The following is a 24,035-nucleotide window of genomic DNA, read 5'->3' as shown; positions in this document are numbered from 1 at the left end:
CCATGCGTGCCGACCTAGACATCATCCAGGACTGGATTCCCGCTGGCAGCCGGGTGCTCGACCTTGGCTGCGGCAACGGCGAACTGCTCGCCTGGCTGCGCGACCACAAGCAGGTCAGCGGCTATGGCCTGGAGATCGACCCGGAAAATATCGCCCGGTGCATCGAAAAAGGCGTGAACGTCATCGAACAGGACCTCGACAAGGGCCTCGGAAACTTTGCCAGCAACAGCTTCGACGTGGTGGTGATGACACAGGCCCTGCAAGCCGTCCACTATCCGGACCGCATCCTCAAGGAAATGCTCCGCGTAGGCCGCGAATGCATCATCACCTTCCCCAACTTCGGCCACTGGCGCTGCCGCTGGTATCTGGCACGTTACGGCCAGATGCCGGTTTCCGAGTTCCTGCCCTACACCTGGTACAACACGCCGAACATCCACTTCTGCACCTTCAAGGACTTCGAGGCGCTCTGCCGCGAATTGCAGGTCAAGGTCCTCGATCGCCTGGCAGTCGACCATGCTCACCGGCACAACCTGCCGAGCCGGGTTTGGCCTAATCTGTTGGGTGAGATCGGTATCTATCGCGTCAGCGGACCCGGCCTGCCGGATCACCGCGTAGCGGTGTGAACCGCCCGCCCGCATCAAGGAGGCTCACCATGCGTCGTCTAGCCCTGTTCCTCATCGCCATTTGCCTGGCCCTGCCGGCCGCCGCCGAGCGCAAGCAAAGCTTTGGCGATCTCGAAGTGCACTACAACGCGTTCAACTCAAGCTTCCTGCAGCCGGACATCGCCGCCACGGTCGGCCTGGTCCGCAGCAAAAGCCAGGGCGTGGTCAACGTCGCCGTTCTCAAGGCCGGCAAAGCCAGTACTGCCCAGGTCAGCGGCCAGGTGAAGAACCTGCTCGGCCAGATTACCCAGCTGCAGTTCAAACAAGTGACCGAAGGCGAGGCCATCTATTACCTCGCCCAGTTCCCGTTCGATGAGCGTGAAATGCTGAACTTCACTCTCAACGTCCAGCGGGGCGACGAGCCACAGCACAGCTTCAGCTTCGACCAGGAATTCTTCCCCGACGAATGATGCACTTCAACGAACTGGTGCTGGCCAGCCACAACGCCGGCAAACTCAAGGAACTCCAGGCCATGCTCGGCGAGAGCGTGCGTGTGCGCTCCATTGCTGAGTTCACCGACGTCGAGCCAGAAGAGACGGGCCTCAGCTTCGTCGAGAACGCCATCCTCAAGGCGCGCAATGCAGCGCGACTGTCCGGCCTGCCTGCACTGGCGGACGACTCGGGCCTCGCCGTGGACGCCTTGGGTGGAGCGCCTGGCATCTACTCGGCGCGCTACGCCGATGGCCAGGGCGACGCCGCCAACAATGCCAAGCTGCTTGACGTGCTGCAGGGCGTCCCCGACGCCGAGCGTGGCGCACAGTTCATCTGCAGTCTCGCGCTGCTGCGCCATGCCGAAGACCCGCTGCCGATACTCTGCGAAGGCATCTGGCGCGGACGCATCCTTCACGCAGCTCGCGGCGAGCACGGATTCGGTTACGACCCGCTGTTCTGGGTCCCCGAACGTGACTGCTCGAGCGCCGAACTGAGTCCGGCCGAGAAAAACCTGCTCAGCCATCGTGCACGCGCCATGGCCCTGCTCAAGCAGCGGTTGGGGCTATGAAAACAGCAAGCCAGAAGACTGAAGCGGCAAGCAACGCTTCAGGCTTCCAGCTGCCTCCGCTGGCGGCCTACATTCACATCCCGTGGTGCGTGCGCAAGTGCCCCTACTGTGACTTCAACTCCCACGCAGCAGGTTCCGAGCTGCCTGAAGAAGCCTATATCGATGCCCTGCTCGCCGACCTCGACCACGACCTGGAGCATGTCCACGGCCGCGAACTGACGTCGATCTTCTTCGGTGGCGGCACCCCCAGCCTGTTCAGCGCCAACACCATCGGCCGTTTGCTGGATGGTATGGAAGAGCGCGTCCACTTCGCCCGCGACATCGAGATCACCCTTGAGGCCAACCCCGGAACCTTCGAGCAGGCCAAGTTCGCCGCCTACCGCCAGCTGGGCATCAACCGCCTGTCGATCGGCGTGCAGAGCTTCCAGGAAGCCAAGCTCAAGGCCCTGGGGCGCATCCACAACGGCGACGAGGCCATCCGTGCGGCCGACATGGCGCGCAAGGCCGGCTTCGACAATTTCAACCTGGACCTGATGCACGGCCTGCCGGACCAGTCGCTCGACGACGCCCTCGAGGACTTGCGCACGGCGATGGACCAGGGACCCACACATCTCTCCTGGTACCAGCTGACCATGGAGCCGAACACTGTCTTCTGGAACCAGCCGCCCGAACTTCCGGAGGACGACATCCTTTGGGACATTCAGGAGGCCGGGCAGTCCCTGCTGGCCGAGAACGGCTATGCCCAGTACGAAGTGTCCGCCTACGCACGCGGCGGACTGCGCGCTCGGCACAACCTCAACTACTGGACCTTTGGCGACTTTCTCGGCATCGGCGCCGGCGCCCACGCCAAGCTGAGCAGCCCGGAAGGCCGCATCATCCGCACCTGGAAGACCCGCCTGCCGAAGGACTACCTGGACAGCAGCAAGCACTTCCAAGCAGGGGAACGCGCCCTCACCAGCGACGAGCTGCCCTTCGAGTTCCTCATGAATGTGCTGCGCCTCACGGACGGCGTGCCCTCAACACTGTTCACTCAGCGTACTGGCCTGCCACTTTCGCTCCTGGCTGCGGCACGCAGCGAAGCCGAAGCCCGAAACCTGATGCTGGCTGATCCGCAACGCCTGGTAGCGACGGCCGAAGGCCAGCTGTTCCTCAATGACCTGCTGCAGCATTTCCTGCCTTGACGGCCGCAAGCCTGTTCTGGAATGGTCTGCCCCATCGATTCTGACCACGCCTGCTAAGGACCCCGGATGGACGTGTTACTGGACCTGATCGCCACCGTGTCGCGCTGGAGCCGCGGCCACCTCCACGACATCGCCCTGGCCATCATGGCCACCCTCCTGGTGCTGTTCGGGCCCGGCATCAATGCCTGGGTCCAGCAACGCATCGGCGGTCTCAACTTCCTTTTCCGCACCTTGCTGTTCGTGCTGCTCTGCGCGGTAGGCTACGGTCTGGCGATGATCTACCTCACGCCCTGGCTGGCCAAGGGATTAGCCTACTTCAGCAACTACACCCTGGCTCCCGTCCTGCTACTAGTCTTCTTTCTGATCGGCATCGTCGCCGATCGCAGCTGAGGCCAACGGCTCTTCCCGGCGGCCACAGGCCGCCGACCTAGGGAGGACGCCCCATGAAGCCGATCAAGCACCTCTATCTGCACTTCCAGGACGGCCAGCGCCTGGCACTGCGCTTCCCGCAGCAGAGCAACGATCCGCTGCAACTTGCCCAGAGCCTGCACAGGCAGCTGGAATCGCCCTACCTGCGCCTCGAAGTGGACGGCGATCTGTTGCTGATTCCCAGAGAGAGCATCAAGTACCTGCAAATCAGTCCGGCACCATCGGCGCTGCCGGAGGACACCGTAGCCGGCGCTCAGGTGATCAACTGAACCCGGCACGCACCCTGCGCCTTCCTCGGAGAGCGAAATCATTGACCCTGTCTGCGTTGAGTGTTGCAGGTGGCGGCACTCCTCGTAGGAGCGGGGGGATGCCAAGTTCTTGCTCGCGAACCGGACCCTTTCGCGAGCAAGCTCGCTCCTACACGGCTCTCAGCCCGGCCATTGATTGCTGGTAACAGCTAACGCAGACATAGCCAATTCATTCGCCAGGCCGGCCAGGGGCCTGCGTCAATACGGCGCCCAATAAAAAAGGGTCATCGCGGAATCTGGGGGAGAGGCGAGTTGACCGCCGGATAGCCGGTACTCTCTCTGTAGGAGCCAGCTTGCGGGCGAACATGCGCCATTCGCCAGCAAGCTGGCTCCTACAAGGTTTCGCGCGCCTTCGATTCACTCCGCCCGACAAGTCCGCCAAGGAGGTGTTGCAGGCTGCGTTCCGGGGAAGGCGGGAAGCCGGCGCCAGACAGTCGATCCGCTCGGATACGCGTCCGCAGTACAGGCAGTCGACGCGACGCACCGGCAGTTGTAGCAGGACGCGCTGATCCTGCAGGTCACGATCCCGCACCTGGCGGATGTGCTGCTGCTCGTGGGTCAACAGGTTGGGTTTGGCACAGCGGCCGCAAATCGGGAAGCGCTCGGTTTGGGGTTCAAGACTGATCAGCAGGGTGTCGTGAGTGGATTGGCGACAGGCGACGACCTCGTAGCCTGGCCAGAAAGGGGCAAGATCAATAGGGTGCACGGCGACAGCAGGGGGTGGGGGTTGGTTCGTTTGGCGACTGCCAATTTACCCGCTTCCCTGACTGTCAACTCGCTCTTCCCCCCAGATTCTGCGAAGAACCATAAAAAACCGCCCCGAAGGGCGGTTGGGATGGCCAGGCAGGCCGGAATTCAGTTGCCTTCGCGCCGCAGTGCCTGCGGGGTGAAATCCCGTGGGCTGAGCGAGGCTGAGAAATCATACATCGGTTCGTTGTTGTCCAAACCATCGGCAAAGTAACGACTTCCTACGAAGTCGTACAGCGTTTCCAGCGTACTGCCGAACATGGGGACATCGTAGTAGCTGATCGGGTGACTTTCCTGCAATCCGATCAACTGGCCGCTTTTGTCGTACAGGTCGACACTCAGGATCTGCCAGCTGTCCTCGTCCAGGTAGAAGCGGCGCTTGGCATAAGGATGGCTGAAGCCCTTGCGCAAGGTTGCCTCGACTACCCACACCCGGTGCAGCTCATAGCGCAACAAATCAGGGTTGACGAAGCTGGCCTTGAGGATCTGCTTATAGGGAATCCCCTTCTGATGCACCGCATAGCTGTTGTACGGCACAAGCATTTCCTGCTTGCCGATCAGCTGCCACTCATAGCGATCCGGGGCGCCGTTGTAGGAGTCCACCACGTCGGCTGTTGCCAGGCCATTGGTGTCTGGCTGCAAGGTGTCATAGGCCAGCATCGGCAGGCGCCGCACGCGCCGCTCGCCACGGTTGAAGCGCCACGCCTTGCGGATCGACAGCACCTGATCGAGCGTTTCCTGCACCACCAGGGCCGAACCGGACAAACGGGCGGGGGCTGCAACCTGGTACTTGTAGAAGAACAGAGTGTTTTCCAGCTCGCCAGGCGTCATGCCTTCGCGTCCGTAGACGAAATAGATGTCGCGCTCCAGCTTGAGCAGGTTGTAGCTGCCGTTGGCCAACACCGCCGCCTGATTGGTGACGAAATGCACTTGCTCACCGCGGTAGCGAAGGATGTGGTTCCAGATGGCCTCCAGGCCGTTGGCCGGAATCGGGAAGGGAATCCCTGCAGCCACGCCCTGCACACCATTACCACCAGCGATCAGCTCACCATCCTCGGCGTTGAGGCGGGTGGCGTCATAGATGCGCTGCGGTGCTGCGGCGCTGCGGTGGGTCGGGTACACACGCAGGCGATAGTCCGGGTGACGCTCGACAAGGGCCTGCAGGCCCGGCGGCAGCTGGTCGGCATACTGGCTCAGGTTCTGGCGATCGACGACGAAGCGCAGGCTGTCGCCAGCGTAGGGGTCGGGGTGATGCATGCCTGGCGTATAGCCAGCAGGTGGGCTGGCAAGGCCGCCGTCCCAGGCAGGGATGGTGCCGGCGGCGTTACCCGCACGCTCGCCCCCCAGAGGCGTCAGGTCCTGCCCCAGGCGCGCACCCTGGACGGCATCGACCTTGGCCTGAGCCTGAAAGGCGCAGGCAGCCAGCAGCAGAAATGCAGAGGTTCTCAACACAGCCTTCTCCTCACGACGCCCTTGTCGACGCGTCGCGCTCATTCTTATATCGCCGGCCCATTGGCCAGACGTTGTTATGGTCGGATCAGGTGAGGTGCCGGGTGGGCCCGGTCTGATAGGTCTAGCCCGGCGCGGCCAAAGCCACGCGCGGGATCAATCGATACGCTGGAACTTCAGGTCCCACACGCCATGACCGAGGCGCTCGCCACGGCGCTCGAACTTGGTCACCGGGCGCTCATCCGGCCGCGGAACATAACGGCCGTCTTCGGCCAGGTTGCGGAAGCCAGGGGCGACGTTCATCACCTCCAGCATGTGCTCGGCGTAGTGCTCCCAATCGGTGGCCATGTGCAGCACGCCGCCGACCTTGAGCTTCTGGCGCACCAGTTCGGCGAACGCCGGCTGGACGATGCGCCGCTTGTGATGGCGTGACTTGTGCCACGGATCAGGGAAGAACAGCAGGACACGGTCCAGGCTGGCATCGGCCACACAGTCACGCAGCACTTCCAGGGCATCGCAGCTGTAGACGCGAATATTGGTCAGGTGCTGGGTCATGGCGCCGTTGAGCAGGGCACCGACTCCGGGACGATGCACCTCGATGCCGATGAAGTCCTGTTCCGGCGCTGCAGCGGCCATTTCCAGGGTCGCATGCCCCATGCCGAAGCCGATCTCGAACGTCCGCGGAGCATTGCGGCCAAACACGGCATCGAAGTCCTGCAGGCCGTCGGCCAGGTCCAGGCCGTACTTCGGCCAGCCCTGGTCGAGCCCGCGTTGCTGGCCCTCAGTCATGCGCCCGGCACGCATCACGAAACTCTTGATGGTGCGATGGTGACGCGCTTCGCCGGCAACTGCCGGCGAACCCTGCTCTTCAATCATGCTTGCAAACCTATCAGTCAGACTCAGCGAATCAGTCCATCCAGCGGCGACGAGGCGCTGGCGTAGAGCTTGCGCGGCATACGGCCGGCCAGGTAGGCGAGGCGGCCGGCAACGATCGCGTGCTTCATCGCCTCGGCCATCATCACCGGGGCCTGCGCATGGGCGATGGCGGTGTTCATCAGCACAGCCTCGCAGCCCAGCTCCATGGCGATGGTGGCGTCCGAAGCAGTGCCCACACCGGCATCCACCAGAACCGGCACCGTGGCCTCTTCGAGGATGATGCGCAGGTTGTACGGGTTGCAGATGCCCAGGCCCGAGCCGATCAGGCCGGCCAGCGGCATCACGGCGATGCAGCCGATCTCCGCCAGCTGACGGGCGATCACTGGGTCATCGCTGGTGTACACCATCACGTCGAAACCGTCCTTGACCAACTCCTCGGCGGCCTTGATGGTCTCGATGACGTTGGGGAACAGGGTCTTCTGGTCAGCCAGGACTTCCAGCTTGACCAGCTTGTGGCCGTCCAGCAGCTCGCGGGCCAGCCGGCAGGTGCGCACAGCTTCCTCGGCGTTATAGCAGCCGGCGGTGTTCGGCAGGATGGTGAAGCGGTCCGGCGAGATCACGTCGAGCAGGTTCGGCTCGCCCGGGTTCTGGCCTATGTTGGTGCGACGGACAGCAACGGTGACGATCTCCGCACCAGAGGCCTCGATTGCGCGACGGGTTTCGTCGAGGTCCTTGTATTTCCCGGTGCCCACCAGCAGACGCGACTGATAGGTGCGGCCCGCAAGGGTAAAGGGCTTGTCGATCGGCGTGTGGCTCATGGTGAACTCCTAGCGGGCAGTGGGAAAACCGAAGCACGGGAAGGCTGAAGCAGAAGGCGCGAGGGGCCAGGTAGGCCGCAAGACACGGCCGACTAGCCGCCGCCAATGGCGTGCACGACTTCGACGTGGTCGCCTTCGCGCAGCGCCAGCGTGTCGTGCTGGCTGCGCGGCACGATGTCCTCGTTGACCTCGACCGCAATACGTCGGCCGGTCAGATCCAGGCGAGCAATCAGCTCTGCCACAGTCTGGCCATCGGGCAACTCGAAGGATTCGCCGTTCAACTGAATGCGCATGACGAGGCAGTCACAACTGGAAAAGGGGACGGCATTCTAGCCCGATCCATTCGCCGTACCAAGGCAAAAGGACGCCATTCGTCCCGCAATTTGACGCCAGGGTCAACTATGCAAGGGACTGAAAACGTGGTGAGCAAAGATCAGCGGCTTATCAACGCGCCACCAGTCGCCAGGCAGCCAGGCCCAGGCACAGCCAGCCGGCGAGGAATGCCAGGCCACCGAAGGGTGTGATGATGCCCAGCTTGCCAATGCCGCTGAGGGTGAGCAGGTAAAGGCTGCCGGAGAACAGCAGGATGCCGAGAGCAAAGCCCCCCCCGGCCAGACTGACCAGACGGCCGGGTGCATGCAGTGCAAGCAACGCCACGCCGAACAGCGCCAGGGCGTGAATCAGCTGGTAGTGCACGCCTGTCTGGAACACCGTAAGGTACTCAGGCGTCAGCCGACTCCTCAGGCCATGGGCAGCGAACGCGCCAAGCGCCACGCCGGTGAAACCGGCAAAAGCCGACAACAGCAAAAACAGGCGAGCCATGACTCACTCCTTGGAGGACGGGCGGCCGCTATAATGGCGCGCAATTTTCTCCGGGCCAAGCCGAGCATGTTCCAGACCATCCGCCGTCGCCTGTTCCAACTGCTGCTCTGGTTCGCCGCCGGCTCGGTCGTGCTCGTCCTGCTGTTTCGCTGGGTACCACCGCCGGGCTCAATGCTGATGGTCGAACGCAAGATCGAGTCCTGGATCGACGGCAAGCCAATCGACCTCAAGCGCGACTGGCACCCTTGGGAAGAGATATCAGATGACCTCAAGGTGGCGGTGATCGCCGGCGAAGATCAGAAGTTCGCAGAGCACTGGGGCTTTGACCTTCCAGCTATCCGCGCGGCATTGGTCCACAACGAGCGCGGCGGGAACCTGCGCGGTGCCAGCACCCTCAGCCAGCAGGTGGCGAAGAACCTGTTCCTCTGGTCAGGGCGCAACTGGCTGCGCAAGGGGCTTGAAGTCTGGTTCACTGGGCTGATCGAGCTGTTCTGGCCGAAGCAGCGCATCCTCGAGGTGTACCTGAACAGTGTGGAATGGGGTAATGGCGTGTTCGGTGCCGAGGCCGCAGCCCATCACCACTTCGGCACAAGCGCGGCGCGCCTGTCGCGCCAGCAGGCCAGCCAGTTGGCAGCCGTCTTGCCCAACCCTCGTGTGTGGAGCGCCTCACGCCCTAGTGGCTACGTGGCACGACGCGGAGGCTGGATTCGCCGGCAAATGGCGCAATTGGGGGGCAGCGGATACCTCCAGCAGCTCTGAGAACGCCCGCCCCGCCCTTGGGCCTCGACTTCAGCGCTTGAGCGCTTCGCGAGGCATCAGGAGCAGCAATTGCGCCTTGCCGTCCACGACATGCACGCTAATCCCTTGCTGCGGATAGACCCACGCCTCGCCCTCGGCGGTGCGCAGGCGCAAGCGTGGCGGACCAACACTGGCGATCAGGCGATCAACCTGCACCTCACCCATCGGCACCAGATTCAGTGATGCGATCTGGTGTGCGCCCATCTGCTCGAGCAGCTGGGCGCTCAATGGTTGCTCGGTGGATACCTCCTCCCCAAACGCCTTCGCCAGACTCTCAAGTTCGGACTCACTGAGTTTCAGTTGGGCTTCCAGACGCCAAGCGTCATCCCCTTGGTCGATCTCTGCCCGGTAGGCGAGGCGCGGTCCTTCGGATATCGGCTGGAGCCAGAGCTCGCCCGGCGCCAGGCCGGCCAGTTCGCCCAAGGTCAGGCGTTCATCAGACAGCGGCTCGATGACCTTAGCTTTCCAGTCCACCAGCCAAGGGAGAGGCTCGGCTTCACGCGCCGCCTGGTTCATCCACATCGCCAGGGAAAAGAACAACACCGCGACTCCAACGAACAGCAGCAGATGGCTCGAACGCAGAGTCGGCATGGGCATGACTGGTTGTTCTCCGGAATGAAAAAAGCCGCACCTTGCGGTGCGGCTTCTTCAGGTTTCACGCTTACGCCTCGATAAAGCCCTTGAGCTTGTTCATGGCGTTTTTCTCCAGTTGGCGGATACGCTCAGCGGAAACGTTGTACTTGGCGGCCAGGTCATGCAGGGTCGCTTTCTCCTCAGCCAGCCAGCGTTGGTAGAGTATGTCGCGACTGCGATCGTCCAGACCTTCCAGCGCCTCGTGCAGGCTTGCCGTGGAGTTGTCGCTCCAGTCAGCCTCCTCCAACTGGCGAGCCGGATCGTAACGATGGTCTTCCAGATAGTGCGCAGGCGCCTGGAAAGCAGCATCGTCATCGGCATCCGACGCTGGATCGAAGGCCATGTCCTGTCCGGTCAACCGGCTTTCCATCTCGCGAACTTCATGGGGCTCCACACCGAGGGTGTCGGCTACGGCATGGACCTCATCATTGTTCAGCCAGGTCAAGCGCTTCTTCTGGCTACGCAGGTTGAAGAACAGCTTGCGCTGCGCCTTGGTGGTCGCGACCTTGACGATCCGCCAGTTGCGCAGGATGAACTCGTGGATTTCGGCCTTGATCCAATGCACCGCGAAAGACACCAGGCGCACACCCATTTCCGGGTTGAAGCGCTTGACGGCCTTCATCAGGCCGACGTTGCCTTCCTGGATCAGGTCGGCCTGGGCCAGACCGTAGCCGGAGTAACTCTTGGCGATGTGCACGACGAAGCGCAGGTGCGCCAGCACCATTTGCCGTGCCGCTTCCAGATCCTGTTCATAGAAGAGGCGTTCAGCCAGATCGCGCTCCTGCTCGACAGTCAGCAGCGGGATGCCGTTGACCGCATGCACGTATGCCTCCAGGTTCGCACCGGGGGCCAGGGCATAGACAGGTTGCAGGGAAGTGGTCATGCGAATCCTCCGATTCACTAAAGCTCGCGCAGTGTAGCACTGGCCTATGTGACTGCAAGGGGGCGTAAAAGTTTCGTTACACCCTGGGAAAATCCTGTCGAACTGACCAGCTTCAGCGCGGGGCCAGTTCGCTCAGATGGCGCGCCACGGCCAGCCACGCACCGATGTAACCGAGCAGGACGGCGCCCAGCAGCAGGGACAAGCCATCAGCTACCGGCACACCTGCCAGGGCGAAATCACTGCCGTAGAGCCCTGCCAGGCGCACCACGGCATCGTTCAGCCAGTCCAGGCCGAACGCCAGCACCAGCCAGGCCAACAGGCCTGCACCAACGCCGTACAGCGCGCCCATATAGAGGAAGGGACGCCGCACGTAACTGTCGGTGCCGCCCACCAACTTGATCACCTCGATCTCGGTGCGGCGGTTCTCAATATGCAGACGAATGGTATTGCCAATGACCAGCAACAAGGCCAGCACGAGCAGTACGGTCAGGCCGAAGACGAAACGCTCCCCCAACTTGAGAATGGCCGAAAGGCGTTCGACCCAGACCAGGTCGAGCTGAGCCTGCTGGACTCCTTGCAGCTCAGCCAGGCGCAGGCGCAGCGCTTCCAAGGCGGCCTTGTCGACTTCTTTTGGAGTAACCAGGACCACGCCGGGCAATGGATTCTGCGGCAACTCCTTGAGCGCCTCGCCCAGGCCCGACTGCTGCTGCAATTCGGCCAGGGCCTGTTCACGACTGATCCATTCGGCTTCAGCGACGTCCGGCATAAGCGCGATCTCGTCACGCAGCTTCTGGCCCTGGGCCTCGCTGGCGTCCATATGCATGAACAGCGAGATCTGCGCTGCACGCTGCCAGGAACCACCGAGACGCTCGACGTTGCTCAGCAGCAGCGACAGCCCCATCGGCAGACTGAGCGCGATCGCCATCACCAGGCTGGTGAAGAAGCTGCCAATGGGCTGACGGCCCAGGCGCCGCAGGCTGTCCAGCAGGCTGGCGCGATGGGATTCCAGCCAGGCATGCAGCAGAGTGCGGAAATCCGGGCCGTCGTCGACCTGTTCCGGAGACTCGGTGTTTCGGGGAGCTGCGCCAACACGTTCGGCAGGCTTGGGTGGCGGCATGCGGGAAGCGCTCATCAGACAGCCTCCCCATCGCCGATCAGGCGGCCACGCTGCAGGGTGAGCAGGCGATGGCGCATGCGCGCGATCAGCGCCAGGTCGTGACTGGCGATCAGCACTGTGGTCCCCAAACGATTGATGTCCTCGAAAACGCCCATGATCTCGGCCGCCAAGCGAGGGTCGAGGTTACCGGTGGGCTCATCCGCCAGGAGCAAGGCTGGGCGGTGCACCACAGCCCGGGCGATGCCGACACGCTGTTGCTGGCCGGTGGAGAGGTCGGCCGGATACAGCTCGGCCTTGTCCGCGAGGGCGACTCGCTCCAGGGCGACGCTAACGCGCTTGGCGATCTCCGGCTTGGACAGGCCGAGGATCTGCATCGGCAGGGCCACGTTATCGAATACGCTGCGATCGAACAGCAACTGGTGATTCTGGAACACCACACCGATCTGCCGACGCAGGAACGGGATCTGTGCGTTGGTGATCTGCGACAGGTCCTGCCCGGCCAGCAGCAGCTTGCCGGTAGTCGGTCGCTCCATGGCCAGCAGCAGGCGCAGCAAGGTGCTCTTGCCTGCGCCGGAGTGGCCGGTGACGAAAAGGAATTCGCCCCGGCGCACGCGGAAACTCAGTTCGTGCAGGCCGACGTGGCCATTGGAGTAACGCTTGCCTACCTGCTCGAATCGAATCATGCAGACTCCCGCTCAGCGAACAGGGCTTTGACGAAGGCGTCGGCCTCGAAGGTGCGCAGATCGTCGATCCCCTCGCCGACGCCGATGTAGCGGATCGGCAAGCCGAACTGCTTGGCCAGGGCGAAGATCACCCCGCCCTTGGCGGTGCCGTCCAGTTTGGTCAGGGCCAGGCCCGACAGGTTGACGGCCTGGTGGAATTGCTTGGCCTGGTTGATGGCGTTCTGTCCGGTGCCGGCGTCCAGCACCAGCAGCACTTCGTGGGGCGCGCTTTCGTCCAGTTTGCCAATAACCCGACGGACCTTCTTCAGCTCTTCCATCAGGTTGTCCTTGGTATGCAGGCGTCCGGCGGTATCGGCGATCAACACGTCAACGCCACGGGACTTGGCTGCCTGCACGGCATCGAAGATCACCGAGGCGGAGTCCGCACCGGTGTGTTGGGCGATGACGGAAATGTTGTTGCGTTCGCCCCAGATCTGCAGCTGCTCGACAGCGGCGGCACGGAAGGTGTCACCGGCAGCCAGCATCACCTTCTTGCCTTCAAGCTGCAGCTTCTTGGCCAACTTGCCGATGGTGGTGGTTTTGCCAACCCCGTTCACGCCGACCACCAGGATCACGTAGGGCGTGCGCCCTGCGTCGATGCGCAGCGGTTGCTCCACCGGACGCAGCAAAACCGCCAGTTCTTCCTGGAGGGCCTTGAACAGCGCATCGCTGTCGGCCAGCTGCTTGCGTGCGACCTTCTGGGTCAGGCTCTGGATGATGACGCTGGTGGCCTCAACGCCGACGTCCGCAGTTAGCAGGCGGGTCTCGATTTCATCCAGCAGGTCATCGTCGATGGCCTTGCGTCCAAGGAACAGGCTGGCCATGCCTTCGCCGATGCTGGCGCTGGTCTTTGACAGACCTTGCTTGAGGCGGGCGAAGAATCCGACCTTGGCAGGCTCGGATTCCGCCGAAACAACCTGTGGGACTTCAGCTACAACAACCGGTGTGACATCAACCACCGGCTTTGGCGCCGGCATGGATTCAATTGCCGGAGCTGGCTCCGAGACCACTGCCGCGGCAGGTGCAGGTGCAGGTGCAGGTGCAGGTGCAGGTGCAGCAGGCTCGACGGCCACGGGCGCCTCCACCCGTGGTGCAGGCGCTGCCACTGCGGGCAAATCAGGCGCAATTGGACTGGCCGCTGCTGGGGCCTGCTCCACAGTGGGAGCAACCTCAGGCACAACGGTGGCAGGAACCTCGGTTGCGGCAGGCGCGACCGGCTCAGCCGGAGCGGCGGGAGCAGTGTCCTGAGGCTTCTTGCGCAGCCAGCCGAACAAGGATTTCTTTTCCCCGGCAGGCGCTGGAGCTTTCTTGTCGTCGTTGGAACCAAACATGGGTCGATTACATCTCATGGGGGCGGCCACGCCGGCTCTTGCCCGGCCCGCTTCGCCGCCCCGGAAAAGGATGGGGTATCCTAGCACCTCTTCGCCCGCAGGCGGTACGACCGCCGGGGCCGTCCGACAGGTCAAATACATCGATGAAAGCGATCGCCCGCCAAGCCGCCGGCTTGCTGTATTGCGTGCTCAGCCTGCCGCTTGCGGCACTGGCAGCAGACAACCAGCCCACTCACGAGTTCACCCTGGACAATGGCCTGAAGGTCGTTGTGCGCGAAGACCACCGCGCGCCGGTGGTGGTCTCCCAGCTCTGGTACAAGGTCGGTTCCAGCTACGAAACCCCGGGCCAGACCGGTCTTTCCCACGCACTCGAACACATGATGTTCAAGGGCAGCCGCAAGCTCGGACCCGGCGAAGCCTCGCGTATCCTGCGCGAACTAGGCGCCGAGGAAAACGCCTTCACCAGTGACGACTACACCGCCTATTACCAAGTCCTCGCCCGCGATCGCCTGGGGGTGGCCTTCGAGCTGGAGGCGGACCGCCTGGCCAGCCTCAAGTTGCCGCCAGAGGAGTTCAAGCGCGAAATCGAGGTAATCAAGGAAGAGCGTCGCCTGCGCACCGACGACAAGCCGACGGCCAAGGCTTTCGAGCGCTTCAAGGCCATGGCCTATCCGGCCAGCGGCTACCACATCCCCACCATTGGCTGGATGGCCGACCTCAACCGCATGAAGGTGGAGGAGCTGCGCCACTGGTACGAATCCTGGTATGCACCGAATAACGCCACCCTGGTGGTGGTCGGCGACGTGACTCTGGACGAGGTCAAGGCCCTGGCCGAGCGCTACTTCGGCTCGATTCCCAAGCGCACTGTCCCGGTAGCCAAGCAGCCGCTGGAACTGGGTGCACCCGGCGAGCGCCGCCTGAACCTGCACGTGCGCACCCAGCTGCCGAGCCTGATGATGGGCTTCAACGTGCCTGGCCTGTCCACCGCCAAGGACCCCCGCCAGGTCCACGCCTTGCGCCTGATCGCCACCCTGCTCGACGGCGGCTACAGCGCACGCCTGCCGAGCCGTCTGGAGCGGGGGGAAGAGCTGGTCAGCGGCGCTTCCGCCTGGTTCGACGCCTTCCCTCGCGGCGACAGCCTGTTCGTCATCAGCGCTACGCCGAACGTGCAGAAGGGCAAAACCCTCGCGCAGACCGAAGCCGGCATCTGGCGCCAGCTGGAAGATTTGCAGAAAACGCCGCCAAGCGTCGAAGAGCTCAAGCGGGTTCGTGCCCAGGCGATTGCGGGCCTGGTCTACGAGCGTGATTCCATCACCAGCCAGGCCACCACTATCGGCCAACTGGAAACGGTCGGCTTGTCCTGGAAGCTGATGGACCAGGACCTCAAAGCCCTGGAGGCCGTAACCCCGGCCGACATCCAGGCCGCCGCCAAGACCTTCTTTACCCGCGACCGCCTAAGCGTCGCCCACATCCTGCCCGAGGAAGCCCCCAATGAGTGAGCGCAACGGCCTGCGTTACGGCCTGCTCGGCATCGCCCTGATCGCCCTGCTCGGCGTGCTGGGATTCATCGCCAGCCGCCCGGCCCCAGCCACCACTGAAAGTGCTGCCCAGACCCAGGTCGAGGGTTTGAAGTCCCTCGCTGAACTCGACGGCAAGGCACCCGGTCGCCGCGCCCTGGAGATCCAGAGCTGGCAGACGCCAGAGGGTGCCAAGGTGCTGTTCGTAGCCGCCCCCGAGCTGCCCATGTTCGATCTGCGCCTGACCTTCGCCGCTGGCAGCAGCCAGGATGCCGGTGCACCCGGCCTGGCCATGCTGACCAATGCCATGCTCAACGAAGGCGTCGCCGGCAAGGACGTCACTGCTATCGCCGAGGGGTTCGAAGGCCTGGGCGCCGAATTCGGCAACGGTGCCTACCGCGACATGGCCGTCGCCAGCCTCCGCAGCCTGACCGCTGGCGAGCAGCGCCAGCCGGCGCTCGACCTGTTCACCCAGGTTGTGGGTGCTCCCACCTTCCCGGAAGACGCGCTTGCACGGATCAAGAACCAGGTCCTGGCCGGTTTTGAGTACCAGAAGCAGAACCCCGGCAAGCTCGCTGGTCTGGAACTGTTCGATAAGCTCTACGGCCAACACCCTTATGCCCACCCCAGCGATGGTAACGAGCAGTCCATCCCCGGCATTACCCCCGCTCAGCTGAAGGCTTTCCACCAAAAGGCCTACACGGCCGGTAACGTGGTGATCGCCCTGGTCGGAGACCTCTCCCGCGCAGATGCCGAGGCCATTGCCAACCAGGTCTCCCAGGCCCTGCCCAAAGGCCCGGCACTGCCCAAACTGGTACAACCAGATGCGCCCAAGGCCGGCCTGACCCATATCGAGTTCCCCTCCAAGCAAACCCACCTGATGCTCGCCCAGCTCGGCGTCGACCGGAACGAACCGGACTACGCAGCCCTCTACCTGGGCAATCAGATCCTCGGCGGCGGCGGCTTCGGCACCCGCCTTATGGAGGAAGTGCGCGAGAAGCGCGGTCTTACCTACGGCGTCAGCTCGGGTTTCACCGCCATGCAGGTGCGCGGCCCCTTCATGATCGGCCTGCAGACCCGCGCCGAACTGAGCCAGGGCACGCTCAAGCTGGTGCAGGACATTGTCCGCCAGTACCTGGCCGAGGGGCCAACCCAGAAGGAGCTGGACGATGCCAAGCGTGAGGTGGCCGGCAGCTTCCCGCTATCCACCGCGAGCAACGCCGACATCGTCGGGCAGCTAGGCGCCATCGGTTTCTACAACCTGCCGCTGACCTACCTGGAAGACTTCATGCGGCAAGTCCAGGCGCTCAATGTCGCCGAGGTCAAGGCCGCGATGGCCAAGCACCTCAGCGCGGATGACTTCGTCATCGTCACCGCCGGCCCGACCGTCGCCCAGAAGGAGCTCCCGCCTCCCACCGACAAACCCGCCGCGCTGCCCAGCGGCGTACCGGAGCACTGATGCGCAAGCCAACCGCCAGACCTGCCAAACCCTCTCACGGCGGCCAGGGCCAGCTGCGCATCATCGGCGGCGAATGGCGCTCGCGCCGCTTCGCGTTCCCCGATGGTCCGGGCCTGCGCCCAACACCGGATCGAGTGCGCGAAACCCTGTTCAACTGGCTGGCGCCCTATATCGAGGGCGCCCGTGTGCTGGACCCCTTCGCCGGCAGCGGCGCCCTTTACCTGGAAGCGCTCTCGCGCGGTGCCGCAGAAGCACTGGCGCTGGACCTCAACCCCGACTCGGTCGCCGCCCTGCGCAGCACCCTCGACGTGCTGCGCTGCCAGCGCGGGCAACTGCTGCAGAGCGATGCCCTGCGTTACCTCGACACCCAGTCGCCCACGACCTACGACCTGGTTTTCCTCGACCCGCCCTTCCATAAAGGCCTGCTGTCGCCTGTCTGCGACCTGTTGGAAAGTCGGGGCTGGCTGGCCCCCCAATCCTGGGTCTATACCGAAAGCGAGACCCCGCCTTCGACACTCGGCCTACCGGGCAATTGGCGCCTGCACCGCGAGAAGAAAACTGGCCAGGTGTACTACGCCCTCTGGCAACGCCAGACTTGAGTGCGGGCAGACCAACCTGACAGTTGGGTAAGTCCGATGACCTCATTCCAATTCAACCCAGATGCCAGCCGGGCAGCATTCCTGCCCGCCTGGTGGTTGCCTGGGCCGCACCTGCAGACACTCTGGTCGCCGTTCTGCCGCACCCCGCCGCAGCTTGAGCGGCAGCGCGAGCGACTGTGGCTGGAGGATGGCGACTTCCTTGACCTCGACTGGCATGGCCCCCATGAAGCCAGCACACCGCTGGTGCTGGTGTTGCATGGGCTCACCGGCTCTTCCAGTTCGTTGTATGTACTCGGTCTCCAGCAGAAGTTGGCCGCCCAAGGCTGGGCCAGCATTGCAATCAACTGGCGCGGCTGCTCGGGTGAACCCAACCTGCTACCTCGCAGCTACCACTCCGGGGCCAGCGAGGATCTCGCAGCCACGGTCGCGCACCTGCGTGCCAGTCGCCCACTGGCGCCGCTCTATGCCGTTGGTTTCTCGCTGGGGGGCAACGTGCTGCTCAAGTATCTCGGCGAAACAGCTGACGATTGCCCATTGCAAGCTGCCGTGGCGGTCTCAGTGCCCTATCGCCTCGATCAGTGTGCCGACCGCATCGGCCTGGGGTTCTCGCGGGTCTACCAGGCGCATTTCATGCGTGAGATGGTGGCCTACGTGAAGAGCAAGCAGCACCACTTCGCCTACCACGGACAATCGGACCATCTTTCTACCCTGGAACAACTCGGCCCCCTCGACGGGCTGCGCACTTTCTGGGACTTCGACGGCCGCATCACCGCCCCCCTGCATGGCTTCGCCGATGCTCAGGACTACTACCGCCGGGCCTCCAGCCGCTACTACCTTGGCGGCATTCGCATCCCCACCCTGTTGATCCAGGCCGCCGACGACCCTTTCGTCTTCCGCCACAGTCTGCCGGAGGCCCATGAGCTGTCCGCCAGCACCCAGATGGAGCTGCACCCAAATGGCGGCCACGTGGGGTTCATCGAGGGAACGCCGAAGACTCCGGCCTACTACCTGGAACGGCGGATTCCCACCTGGCTGAGAGGCCAATCGAAGCTACGAGGCTGATTGCAACCAAGAGCTGCTATATGCCGGGTTTCGCCCTGTGAAAAACCACCTGCGATTTCCAGGCAGGGTTGGAGGTACCGCTCCAGGCATGGTGGGGTTGGTCACAACGCTATAGCCATCGCAGCGATGCCACGGCCCGCAGCCAAGGTTGGTTGGATCAATCCGGGATTACCAGCTCCAACGGCACGTACAGCCTCTCGTACAGCGCCCGCACCGCCGGCTGCACCTCGGGCGCGAGATAACCACCCTCCAGCGCCAGCACCTGGTAGATACCTCGGCGCAGCATGTCCTCGCTGAGATCGGCCGACTCAGTGCGAGTGGTGCAGAGAAAGCGTACCCAGGAAGTGACGATGATCCAGCTATTGAGGCTCAGGGCTTCGACCTGAGCGTCGTTCATCAGCAGGATTCCGGCATGCACGAAACCCCGGTAAATGATCTGGGCATGGTCCAGGCAGCGTTGAGCGAAGAGCCGGTAGCGCGCGGCCAGCTCGGGATCGGACTCCAGCAAATGCTCCAGGTCGCGATGCAGGAATCGGTACTGCCACATGGCCGCGAGCAAGGCCTCCAGATAGAAGGTCTTGTCCTCCACCGTCACCTCCCGGCCTTCTGGCAGGCGCAGGAAGCCGTCGACCTGGGCCTCATAAAGGGCAAACAGCTCGGCGATGATCTCCTGCTTGTTGCGGAAGTGGTAATAGAGATTGCCCGGCGACATGCCCAGATGCGCGGCAATATGGTTGGTGGTCACGTTGCGCTCGCCCTGGACGTTGAACAGCGTCAGGCTCTCCTGGACGATACGGTCGCGGGTCTTGGGTCGTAGGGCCATCTGGCAATTCATCCTGCAATCGGTGGGGCATGGCGAGCGCCAAAGGTACACCGCGAGGCTGCAAGGAAACACCCGGTGTTCCCTCACAAGCACCTGCCCAGCTTTCGTTGGGCTGCGGCCGGGCACTACGGCAGGCATGCTATTTGACAGGCTAGAGCAATTGCTCTAAACAACCAGCGACACCAAAATATCAGGGCCCGCATAGGAGCCGAAGCATGGTCGCCGACATCGCCTACCTGCAACAAAGCCAGCAGCAGATCAGCCAGCTGGAGAGCCTTTTCCAGCGCCAGCGCGAGGCCTTCCGCGCCAACCCCATGCCCAGTGCCGAGCAGCGCATCCAGTGGCTGAAGTCGCTCCGAGAACTGCTGCTCAGCCAGCAGGAAGCACTGATCGCGGCGATCTCCGAAGATTTCAGCAACCGTTCGGCGGATGAAACCCGAATCGCCGAGATCATGCCGAGCCTGCACGGTATCCAATACGCGACCCAACGCATCCGCCAATGGATGAAGCCGTCGCGGCGCGGTGTCGGCATAGCGTTCCAGCCGGCCTCCGCCAAGGTTGTGTATCAGCCGCTGGGCGTCGTCGGCGTGATCGTGCCGTGGAACTACCCGCTGTACCTTGCCATTGGCCCGCTGGTGGGGGCGCTGGCAGCGGGCAACCGGGTGATGATCAAGATGAGTGAATCCACCCCGGCCACCTCGCAGCTGCTCAAGGGCCTGCTGGCGCAGATCTTTCCCGAAGACCTGGTAGCGGTTGTCCTCGGCGAGGCGGACGTGGGCGCGGCCTTCTCCCGGCAGCCCTTCGACCATCTGCTGTTCACCGGCGCCACCAGCATCGGCAAGCACGTGATGCGCGCGGCGGCGGAAAATCTGACGCCGGTGACCCTGGAACTGGGCGGCAAATCGCCGGCCATCGTTTCCCACGACGTGCCACTGGCCCATGCCGCCGAGCGCATCGCCTTCGGCAAAACCCTGAACGCAGGGCAAACCTGCGTGGCGCCGGACTATGTGCTGGTACCCGAGGCGCGCGCCCAGGAATTCGTCGAAGCCTATCGCCTGGCGGTCCAGGCCTTCTTCCCGAAGCTGGCCGACAATCCTGACTACACCGCCATCATCAACGAACGCCAACTTGGCCGCCTCAAGGGCTATCTGGCCGATGCGGAGGCCAAGGGCGCACATCTGGTCCCGCTGTTCCCCGAAGCACAGGGCCGCCGGCTGCCGCACACCCTGGTGCTGAACGCCACGGATGACATGAAACTGATGCAGGAAGAGATCTTCGGCCCGCTGCTGCCGGTGGTGCCCTACTCGAACATCGACGATGCCTTCACCTACATCAACGACCGTCCGCGACCGCTGGCGCTTTACTACTTCGGCTACAACAAGCGCGAACAGCAACGCGTACTGAACGAGACCCACTCTGGCGGCGTGTGCCTGAACGACACCCTGCTGCACGTAGCCCAGGACGACATGCCCTTCGGCGGAGTCGGCCCCTCCGGCATGGGCCACTATCACGGCCATGAAGGCTTCCTCACCTTCAGCAAGGCCAAGGGCGTGTTCATCAAACAGCGCTTCAATGCCGCGAAGATGATCTACCCACCCTACGGCAAGGCCGTCCAGAAGCTGGTCTACAAACTCTTCGTCCGCTGAGGCGGACCCTCGCAGGCACATAAGAAGAATGCGCGAAACCACCTTCGAATCAACGGGCCTGTCCCGACGCAACCTGCTCAAGGTCGGCCTGTTCGGCTCGGCCTTCCTCGCCACGGCAGGCGCCACGGCCAGCCTCACCGGCTGCTCGGCGAGCATGCCAGCAAGTGGCTTTGCAGTGCTCAGAGACTCTGACCTGCCATTCCTGCGCGCGCTGATACCGGTGATGCTGGAAGGCGCTGTGACGCCTGCGCAGATGCCCCAGGCCCTCGAAGGTAGCCTGCAGAGTCTGGACTATTCGCTGCACCGGCTCTCGCCGGAGATGCTCAAGCTCACCGTGCAACTCTTCGATGTTCTGGCGCTGCCACTGACCCGCGGGCCGCTGACCGGGGTCTGGGGCAACTGGGAGAAGGCCAGCGCCAAGGATGTCCGCCAGTTTCTCGACCGCTGGCAAAACAGCTCCATCGGTTTGTTGCAAATGGGCCACGCCTCGCTGCTGCAGCTGGTGATGATGGCCTGGTACAGCCGCCCGGAATCCTGGGCCCATTGCGGCTATCCCGGCCCGCCGGCTGTTTGAGCCCTGCCCAAAACAATAAGACCTGAGACCCGACATGCCCGTACCCGATCTGTTCACCGAAGGCCTGGCCCGCGGCTGGAAAACCCACAATGGCTCGCGCCTGGAGCAGGACCTGACCCTGGAGGCCGACGTCGCCATCGTCGGCAGCGGTGCGGGCGGCGGCACCACCGCGGAAATCCTCAGTGCGGCCGGTTTCAAGGTGCTGCTGATCGAAGAGGGCCCACTCAAGACCAGTACCGACTTCAAGATGCAGGAAGCCGAGGCGTACCCGGCCCTGTATCAGGAAGGCATCGGCCGCATGACCAAGGACGGCGCGATCACCGTACTGCAGGGCCGTGCCGTCGGTGGCACCACCCTGGTCAACTGGACCTCCAGCTTTCGCACCCCGGAGCCGACCCTGGAGCACTGGGCCAAGGAGCACGGAGTCAAAGGGCTGGGCGTGGCCCACATGACCCCCTGGTTCGAGAAGATGGAACAGCGACTGGGCGTCGCCCCCTGGTCGCTACCGCCGAACGCCAACAACGACGTGATCCGTGCTGGCTGCGAGAAGCTCGGCTACCACTGGAAAGTCATCCCGCGAAACGTGCGCGGCTGCTGGAATCTCGGCTACTGCGGGGTGGGCTGCCCGACCAACGCCAAACAATCGATGCTGGTCACCACCATTCCCGCCACTCTCGAGAAGGGCGGAGAGCTGCTCTACCTGGCCCGCGCCGAGCGGCTGCTGATCGACGGTGATCAGGTTTCCGGTATCGAATGCCTGGCCCTGGACGACCGTTGCGTCGCCCCGACCGGTCGCAGGATCACCGTCAAGGCACGCCACTATGTACTGGCTGGCGGCGGCATCAACACACCCGGCTTGCTGCTACGCTCGGATGCGCCCAACCCGCATGGCCGCACCGGCAAGCGCACCTTCCTGCATGTGGTGAACTTCTCCGCCGCGCAGTTCGACCGGCTGATCAACCCGTTCTACGGCGCGCCGCAATCGATCTACTCCGACCATTTCCAGTGGGACGACGGCACCACCGGGCGCATGTCCTACAAGCTGGAGGTGCCGCCGCTGCAGCCCTCCCTCACTGCCACCCTGCTCGGCCGCTTCGGCGTCGACAATGCCCTGCGCATGGAGCAGCTACCCCACACCAACGTGATGCTGGCGCTGATGCGTGATGGCTTCCACCCGGATAGCGCCGAAGGCACGGTGGAACTGCGTGGCGACGGCAGCCCCGTGCTCGACTACCGGATGACCGACTACACCTGGGACGGCATCCGCCGGGCCTTCCATGTGATGGCGGAAATCCAGTTCGCCGCCGGGGCCCGTGCGGTGCTGCCGCTGCACAGTGACGCCGACTACGTGAAGACCCTTGCCGACGCCCGCAGCTTGATCGACAGCCTGCCCCTGAGGCTGTACCGCACCCGCCTGGGCAGCGCCCACGTAATGGGCGGTTGCGCCATGGGTGAAGACCCCAGACTGGCCGTCACCGACAGCCTGGGCCGCCACCACCAGCTGGCCAACCTGTCGGTCCATGATGGCTCGCTATTTCCAACCAGTATCGGCGCCAACCCGCAGCTGTCGGTCTATGGACTAACCGCCAAGCTCGCCAGCGCCCTTGCCGAGAGGCTCGGCAAAGCCTGATAGCACCTGCCACATGTCCCCGTATGCGGCCTAATCTTGGCCGCAGGGGCCTGCTGCGCTAACATCCGAGTCCCTTACGGACCCCTGCCAGGACGTCGCGATGAACCGAGTGTTGTACCCGGGCACCTTCGACCCTATCACCAAGGGCCATGGCGACCTGATCGAGCGCGCATCGCGCCTGTTCGATACCGTGATCATCGCGGTAGCCGCCAGCCCCAAGAAGAATCCGCTGTTCAGCCTGGAACAGCGTGTGGAACTGGCCCGCGAGGTCACCAAGCACTTGCCGAACGTCGAAGTAGTGGGCTTTTCCAGCCTGCTGGCGCATTTCGTCAAGGAGCAGAACGCGAATGTCTTCCTGCGCGGTCTACGCGCAGTGTCCGACTTCGAGTACGAGTTCCAGCTGGCCAACATGAACCGCCAACTGGCGCCGGACGTGGAGAGCATGTTCCTCACGCCGTCGGAAAAGTATTCCTACATTTCCTCCACCCTGGTGCGTGAGATAGCCGCCCTGGGCGGCGATATCAGCAAGTTCGTCCACCCTGCCGTGGCGCAAGCCCTGGCCGAACGCTTCAAGCGCTGACGGACCGTCTGCCCTGGTCGGCGCGCGCAACAGATGCGCCGATCACGGCAATCCGGCACAATTCCGCTAATTTCTGTTCATGGCCGCCGCTGCCTTGCGACGGCAGGAGTTGTCCCGATGTCCCTGAAAATCACCGACGACTGCATCAACTGCGACGTCTGCGAACCCGAGTGCCCGAACGGCGCGATCTCCCAAGGCGAAGAGATCTACGTGATCGATCCCAACCTGTGCACGGAGTGCGTCGGCCATTACGACGAGCCGCAATGCCAGCAGGTCTGCCCGGTGGATTGCATCCCGCTGGACGAAACCCATGTCGAAAGCAAGGACGAGCTGATGGAGAAATACCTGAAGCTCACCGGAAAGGCCTGA

The 24,035-nt window shown here is 63.5% G+C and carries 27 protein-coding genes and 1 pseudogene; 16 read left to right on the top strand and 12 right to left on the bottom strand.

The annotated features are described in order from the left end of the window. The first annotated feature begins 2 nt into the window (after positions 1–2). The 6 genes from metW (at position 3) to J7302_RS17295 (ending at position 3,541) form a co-directional block, all read left to right on the top strand. The gene (metW, locus tag J7302_RS17320) at positions 3–623 is read left to right on the top strand and encodes a methionine biosynthesis protein MetW (RefSeq protein WP_215377477.1); all 621 of its coding nucleotides are present in this window, start codon (positions 3–5) and stop codon (positions 621–623) included. Between the two features lie 29 nt (positions 624–652). Then, positions 653–1,072 carry a DUF4426 domain-containing protein gene (locus J7302_RS17315; protein WP_215377475.1) on the top strand — a complete coding sequence of 140 codons (420 nt, stop codon included), beginning with the start codon at positions 653–655 and terminating at the stop codon, positions 1,070–1,072. After that, positions 1,069–1,662 (top strand): RdgB/HAM1 family non-canonical purine NTP pyrophosphatase, encoded by a 594-nt coding sequence (rdgB, locus tag J7302_RS17310; RefSeq protein WP_215377472.1) that lies wholly within the window; start codon positions 1,069–1,071, stop codon positions 1,660–1,662. The genes J7302_RS17315 and rdgB overlap by 4 nt, the downstream gene beginning before the upstream one ends. Then, positions 1,659–2,843 (top strand): radical SAM family heme chaperone HemW, encoded by a 1,185-nt coding sequence (gene hemW, locus J7302_RS17305; protein WP_215377470.1) that lies wholly within the window; start codon positions 1,659–1,661, stop codon positions 2,841–2,843. Before rdgB ends, hemW begins: the two co-directional genes overlap by 4 nt. Before the next feature lie 66 nt (positions 2,844–2,909). Continuing rightward, on the top strand, positions 2,910–3,233 hold the full coding sequence (locus J7302_RS17300; RefSeq protein WP_215377468.1) for a DUF3392 domain-containing protein: 324 nt from the start codon (positions 2,910–2,912) through the stop codon (positions 3,231–3,233). A gap of 53 nt (positions 3,234–3,286) precedes the next feature. Continuing rightward, complete coding sequence (locus tag J7302_RS17295; RefSeq protein ID WP_215377466.1) at positions 3,287–3,541, top strand: hypothetical protein; 255 nt, start codon at positions 3,287–3,289, stop codon at positions 3,539–3,541. A gap of 448 nt (positions 3,542–3,989) precedes the next feature. Here J7302_RS17295 and J7302_RS27145 read toward each other — a convergent pair. From J7302_RS27145 to J7302_RS17270, 6 genes and pseudogenes are all read right to left on the bottom strand, one after another. Beyond that, positions 3,990–4,286: pseudogene (locus J7302_RS27145) on the bottom strand (transposase family protein); the annotation flags it as partial. A gap of 149 nt (positions 4,287–4,435) precedes the next feature. Beyond that, a complete protein-coding gene (locus J7302_RS17290; protein ID WP_349814457.1) occupies positions 4,436–5,779 on the bottom strand; it encodes a DUF1329 domain-containing protein in 1,344 nt (447 codons plus the stop codon). 153 nt (positions 5,780–5,932) lie between these two features. Beyond that, positions 5,933–6,652, bottom strand: a complete 720-nt coding sequence (gene trmB / locus J7302_RS17285; protein ID WP_215377461.1) for a tRNA (guanosine(46)-N7)-methyltransferase TrmB — start codon at positions 6,650–6,652, stop codon at positions 5,933–5,935. Positions 6,653–6,675: 23 nt separating this feature from the next. Beyond that, positions 6,676–7,470, bottom strand: a complete 795-nt coding sequence (locus tag J7302_RS17280) for a thiazole synthase (RefSeq protein WP_215377458.1) — start codon at positions 7,468–7,470, stop codon at positions 6,676–6,678. A gap of 92 nt (positions 7,471–7,562) precedes the next feature. Continuing rightward, positions 7,563–7,763 carry a sulfur carrier protein ThiS gene (gene thiS, locus J7302_RS17275; protein ID WP_215377456.1) on the bottom strand — a complete coding sequence of 67 codons (201 nt, stop codon included), beginning with the start codon at positions 7,761–7,763 and terminating at the stop codon, positions 7,563–7,565. A gap of 151 nt (positions 7,764–7,914) precedes the next feature. Then, a complete protein-coding gene (locus J7302_RS17270; RefSeq protein ID WP_215377454.1) occupies positions 7,915–8,292 on the bottom strand; it encodes a DUF423 domain-containing protein in 378 nt (125 codons plus the stop codon). Between the two features lie 66 nt (positions 8,293–8,358). Between J7302_RS17270 and mtgA the strand changes: the two genes are divergently transcribed. Further along, complete coding sequence (gene mtgA / locus J7302_RS17265; protein ID WP_215377544.1) at positions 8,359–9,051, top strand: monofunctional biosynthetic peptidoglycan transglycosylase; 693 nt, start codon at positions 8,359–8,361, stop codon at positions 9,049–9,051. Positions 9,052–9,081: 30 nt separating this feature from the next. Here the strand turns inward: mtgA and J7302_RS17260 are convergent, their stop codons facing one another. The 5 genes from J7302_RS17260 to ftsY all read right to left on the bottom strand — a co-directional run bounded on the left by J7302_RS17260 (position 9,082) and on the right by ftsY (position 13,776). Continuing rightward, positions 9,082–9,687: a hypothetical protein gene (locus tag J7302_RS17260; RefSeq protein ID WP_215377452.1), complete on the bottom strand. Its 606-nt coding sequence runs from the start codon at positions 9,685–9,687 to the stop codon at positions 9,082–9,084. Positions 9,688–9,751: 64 nt separating this feature from the next. Further along, positions 9,752–10,606, bottom strand: coding sequence for an RNA polymerase sigma factor RpoH (gene rpoH, locus J7302_RS17255; protein ID WP_215377450.1), 855 nt, complete (start codon positions 10,604–10,606; stop codon positions 9,752–9,754). Positions 10,607–10,718: 112 nt separating this feature from the next. After that, positions 10,719–11,738, bottom strand: coding sequence for a permease-like cell division protein FtsX (gene ftsX, locus J7302_RS17250; RefSeq protein WP_215377448.1), 1,020 nt, complete (start codon positions 11,736–11,738; stop codon positions 10,719–10,721). Next, positions 11,738–12,406 carry a cell division ATP-binding protein FtsE gene (gene ftsE / locus J7302_RS17245; RefSeq protein WP_215377446.1) on the bottom strand — a complete coding sequence of 223 codons (669 nt, stop codon included), beginning with the start codon at positions 12,404–12,406 and terminating at the stop codon, positions 11,738–11,740. Before ftsE ends, ftsX begins: the two co-directional genes overlap by 1 nt. Then, on the bottom strand, positions 12,403–13,776 hold the full coding sequence (gene ftsY, locus J7302_RS17240; protein ID WP_215377444.1) for a signal recognition particle-docking protein FtsY: 1,374 nt from the start codon (positions 13,774–13,776) through the stop codon (positions 12,403–12,405). Before ftsY ends, ftsE begins: the two co-directional genes overlap by 4 nt. A gap of 143 nt (positions 13,777–13,919) precedes the next feature. Between ftsY and J7302_RS17235 the strand changes: the two genes are divergently transcribed. Genes J7302_RS17235 through J7302_RS17220 form a run of 4 tightly spaced genes read left to right on the top strand, consistent with a single transcriptional unit; the run spans position 13,920 to position 18,413 of the window. Further along, positions 13,920–15,275, top strand: a complete 1,356-nt coding sequence (locus J7302_RS17235) for a M16 family metallopeptidase (RefSeq protein WP_215377442.1) — start codon at positions 13,920–13,922, stop codon at positions 15,273–15,275. Next, a complete protein-coding gene (locus tag J7302_RS17230; protein ID WP_215377440.1) occupies positions 15,268–16,752 on the top strand; it encodes a M16 family metallopeptidase in 1,485 nt (494 codons plus the stop codon). The genes J7302_RS17235 and J7302_RS17230 overlap by 8 nt, the downstream gene beginning before the upstream one ends. Further along, complete coding sequence (rsmD, locus tag J7302_RS17225) at positions 16,752–17,351, top strand: 16S rRNA (guanine(966)-N(2))-methyltransferase RsmD (protein WP_215377438.1); 600 nt, start codon at positions 16,752–16,754, stop codon at positions 17,349–17,351. The genes J7302_RS17230 and rsmD overlap by 1 nt, the downstream gene beginning before the upstream one ends. A 36-nt stretch (positions 17,352–17,387) precedes the next feature. After that, the gene (locus J7302_RS17220) at positions 17,388–18,413 is read left to right on the top strand and encodes a hydrolase (RefSeq protein WP_215377436.1); all 1,026 of its coding nucleotides are present in this window, start codon (positions 17,388–17,390) and stop codon (positions 18,411–18,413) included. Between the two features lie 157 nt (positions 18,414–18,570). Here J7302_RS17220 and J7302_RS17215 read toward each other — a convergent pair whose 3' ends face one another. Beyond that, positions 18,571–19,236, bottom strand: coding sequence for a TetR/AcrR family transcriptional regulator (locus J7302_RS17215; RefSeq protein ID WP_215377434.1), 666 nt, complete (start codon positions 19,234–19,236; stop codon positions 18,571–18,573). Positions 19,237–19,451: 215 nt separating this feature from the next. Between J7302_RS17215 and J7302_RS17210 the strand changes: the two genes are divergently transcribed. The 5 genes from J7302_RS17210 (at position 19,452) to J7302_RS17190 (ending at position 24,035) form a co-directional block, all read left to right on the top strand. Continuing rightward, positions 19,452–20,882, top strand: a complete 1,431-nt coding sequence (locus J7302_RS17210) for a coniferyl aldehyde dehydrogenase (RefSeq protein ID WP_215377432.1) — start codon at positions 19,452–19,454, stop codon at positions 20,880–20,882. Between the two features lie 28 nt (positions 20,883–20,910). After that, the gene (locus J7302_RS17205) at positions 20,911–21,456 is read left to right on the top strand and encodes a twin-arginine translocation pathway signal protein (protein ID WP_215377430.1); all 546 of its coding nucleotides are present in this window, start codon (positions 20,911–20,913) and stop codon (positions 21,454–21,456) included. A 34-nt stretch (positions 21,457–21,490) separates the two neighbouring features. Continuing rightward, positions 21,491–23,086 (top strand): GMC family oxidoreductase, encoded by a 1,596-nt coding sequence (locus J7302_RS17200; RefSeq protein ID WP_215377427.1) that lies wholly within the window; start codon positions 21,491–21,493, stop codon positions 23,084–23,086. A 100-nt stretch (positions 23,087–23,186) separates the two neighbouring features. Then, entirely contained in the window at positions 23,187–23,666 is a 480-nt protein-coding gene (coaD, locus tag J7302_RS17195; RefSeq protein ID WP_215377425.1) for a pantetheine-phosphate adenylyltransferase, read from the top strand. Positions 23,667–23,783: 117 nt separating this feature from the next. Continuing rightward, positions 23,784–24,035 (top strand): YfhL family 4Fe-4S dicluster ferredoxin, encoded by a 252-nt coding sequence (locus tag J7302_RS17190; RefSeq protein WP_215377423.1) that lies wholly within the window; start codon positions 23,784–23,786, stop codon positions 24,033–24,035.

The organism is Metapseudomonas boanensis (assembly GCF_018704125.1).
In the GTDB taxonomy this organism is placed as follows: Bacteria; Pseudomonadota; Gammaproteobacteria; order Pseudomonadales; family Pseudomonadaceae; genus Metapseudomonas; species Metapseudomonas boanensis.
This window is presented reverse-complemented; position numbering and strand designations above follow the sequence as displayed.

What these genes read in the sequence shown, in the direction of transcription:
- J7302_RS17270 (WP_215377454.1), bottom strand. Translation starts at nt 8,292, where the DNA reads ATGGCTCGCCTGTTTTTGCTGTTGTCGGCTTTTGCCGGTTTCACCGGC.
- ftsY (WP_215377444.1), bottom strand. Translation starts at nt 13,776, where the DNA reads ATGTTTGGTTCCAACGACGACAAGAAAGCTCCAGCGCCTGCCGGGGAA.
- J7302_RS17220 (WP_215377436.1), top strand. Translation starts at nt 17,388, where the DNA reads ATGACCTCATTCCAATTCAACCCAGATGCCAGCCGGGCAGCATTCCTG.
- J7302_RS17230 (WP_215377440.1), top strand. Translation starts at nt 15,268, where the DNA reads ATGAGTGAGCGCAACGGCCTGCGTTACGGCCTGCTCGGCATCGCCCTG.
- J7302_RS17280 (WP_215377458.1), bottom strand. Translation starts at nt 7,470, where the DNA reads ATGAGCCACACGCCGATCGACAAGCCCTTTACCCTTGCGGGCCGCACC.
- ftsE (WP_215377446.1), bottom strand. Translation starts at nt 12,406, where the DNA reads ATGATTCGATTCGAGCAGGTAGGCAAGCGTTACTCCAATGGCCACGTC.
- metW (WP_215377477.1), top strand. Translation starts at nt 3, where the DNA reads ATGCGTGCCGACCTAGACATCATCCAGGACTGGATTCCCGCTGGCAGC.
- rpoH (WP_215377450.1), bottom strand. Translation starts at nt 10,606, where the DNA reads ATGACCACTTCCCTGCAACCTGTCTATGCCCTGGCCCCCGGTGCGAAC.
- J7302_RS17300 (WP_215377468.1), top strand. Translation starts at nt 2,910, where the DNA reads ATGGACGTGTTACTGGACCTGATCGCCACCGTGTCGCGCTGGAGCCGC.
- ftsX (WP_215377448.1), bottom strand. Translation starts at nt 11,738, where the DNA reads ATGAGCGCTTCCCGCATGCCGCCACCCAAGCCTGCCGAACGTGTTGGC.
- J7302_RS17235 (WP_215377442.1), top strand. Translation starts at nt 13,920, where the DNA reads ATGAAAGCGATCGCCCGCCAAGCCGCCGGCTTGCTGTATTGCGTGCTC.
- coaD (WP_215377425.1), top strand. Translation starts at nt 23,187, where the DNA reads ATGAACCGAGTGTTGTACCCGGGCACCTTCGACCCTATCACCAAGGGC.
- J7302_RS17205 (WP_215377430.1), top strand. Translation starts at nt 20,911, where the DNA reads ATGCGCGAAACCACCTTCGAATCAACGGGCCTGTCCCGACGCAACCTG.
- trmB (WP_215377461.1), bottom strand. Translation starts at nt 6,652, where the DNA reads ATGATTGAAGAGCAGGGTTCGCCGGCAGTTGCCGGCGAAGCGCGTCAC.
- J7302_RS17190 (WP_215377423.1), top strand. Translation starts at nt 23,784, where the DNA reads ATGTCCCTGAAAATCACCGACGACTGCATCAACTGCGACGTCTGCGAA.
- mtgA (WP_215377544.1), top strand. Translation starts at nt 8,359, where the DNA reads ATGTTCCAGACCATCCGCCGTCGCCTGTTCCAACTGCTGCTCTGGTTC.
- thiS (WP_215377456.1), bottom strand. Translation starts at nt 7,763, where the DNA reads ATGCGCATTCAGTTGAACGGCGAATCCTTCGAGTTGCCCGATGGCCAG.
- J7302_RS17200 (WP_215377427.1), top strand. Translation starts at nt 21,491, where the DNA reads ATGCCCGTACCCGATCTGTTCACCGAAGGCCTGGCCCGCGGCTGGAAA.
- rdgB (WP_215377472.1), top strand. Translation starts at nt 1,069, where the DNA reads ATGATGCACTTCAACGAACTGGTGCTGGCCAGCCACAACGCCGGCAAA.
- J7302_RS17210 (WP_215377432.1), top strand. Translation starts at nt 19,452, where the DNA reads ATGGTCGCCGACATCGCCTACCTGCAACAAAGCCAGCAGCAGATCAGC.
- J7302_RS17215 (WP_215377434.1), bottom strand. Translation starts at nt 19,236, where the DNA reads ATGGCCCTACGACCCAAGACCCGCGACCGTATCGTCCAGGAGAGCCTG.
- J7302_RS17295 (WP_215377466.1), top strand. Translation starts at nt 3,287, where the DNA reads ATGAAGCCGATCAAGCACCTCTATCTGCACTTCCAGGACGGCCAGCGC.
- hemW (WP_215377470.1), top strand. Translation starts at nt 1,659, where the DNA reads ATGAAAACAGCAAGCCAGAAGACTGAAGCGGCAAGCAACGCTTCAGGC.
- rsmD (WP_215377438.1), top strand. Translation starts at nt 16,752, where the DNA reads ATGCGCAAGCCAACCGCCAGACCTGCCAAACCCTCTCACGGCGGCCAG.
- J7302_RS17260 (WP_215377452.1), bottom strand. Translation starts at nt 9,687, where the DNA reads ATGCCCATGCCGACTCTGCGTTCGAGCCATCTGCTGCTGTTCGTTGGA.
- J7302_RS17315 (WP_215377475.1), top strand. Translation starts at nt 653, where the DNA reads ATGCGTCGTCTAGCCCTGTTCCTCATCGCCATTTGCCTGGCCCTGCCG.